This is a genomic window from Vibrio sp. 378 (assembly GCF_033339435.1).
Map to the genome: position 1 here is coordinate 1 of NZ_JAWOUO010000296.1, position 864 is coordinate 864.

Here is an 864-nt window from a genome sequence, read left to right on the forward strand (position 1 = left end):
CAAAAAGTGGGCGAAGAAGGCGTTGAAGTCGCGCTTGCGGCGACGTCGGGCGATAAGGCGGAGTTAGTGTGTGAATCTGCAGATTTGATCTATCACTTGTTGGTGCTTTTACAAGACCAAGGTTTATCAATGAACGATGTGGTGAATAAGCTTAAAGAGCGTCACAAGTAGTTCAAATCAAAGAAATAAAACAAAGGCTTCCATTTGGAAGCCTTTGTTTTTTCTTGATAGTGCGATTTTATCCGCAGCACTTTTTAAATTTCTTACCGCTGCCACAAATACATGGATCGTTACGGCCTACTTTTAAGCTGCTGATGGATTGATTAAGTCGCGGATCTTGCTCGGATTCTTCTTCAGGGAAAGTGCCATCAATGTAATACCACAGCCCATCTTCTTTCACGAAGCGTGAACGCTCGCTCAGGCAGTAGCGTTGGCCGTCTTCATTGAAATAGGCGTTGAACTCAACAAAGCCTTCATTTTCATGGCTGCCAGCTTCTGCTTTGACGACTTCCAGTTTGCACCAATCGCTGTCGATCGATTGTGCGATACCTTCACGTTGTTCTTCTGCGTTACAACTTGGGTGATATGTTTTCACAACGTAGTCAACGAGGCCTAGCACATGAGCGCTATAGCGAGAGCGCATTAACTGTTCTGGTGTTTTGACGTCAGCGTGATTGTTGTGCGCAATTTCGCAACACTGTTGGTAGGTACGGTTAGCGCCGCAAGGACAAGAAGAAGCCATAAGATGAAATCTCGTTAGGTAAAGCGATGAAACAAATAATCCCAATAGAGTGGGAGAGAAGCATTATAGCGAGTTAAGGTGTTTGAGAAAGCAGTTCTTGAGCCCACTCTGTCGATTCATTG

Annotated in this window: 2 protein-coding genes; one reads left to right on the forward strand and one right to left on the reverse strand. The window is 44.9% G+C overall.

The features are described 5' to 3' along the window. Positions 1-171, forward strand: a 171-nt coding sequence (gene hisE, locus R7Q48_RS25810) for a phosphoribosyl-ATP diphosphatase (RefSeq protein ID WP_318133020.1), incomplete at its 5' end; no start/stop codon positions are given. 67 nt (positions 172-238) lie between these two features. Here hisE and R7Q48_RS25815 read toward each other — a convergent pair. Continuing rightward, entirely contained in the window at positions 239-742 is a 504-nt protein-coding gene (locus tag R7Q48_RS25815) for a YchJ family protein (RefSeq protein ID WP_015296531.1), read from the reverse strand. Between the last annotated feature and the right edge of the window lie 122 nt (positions 743-864).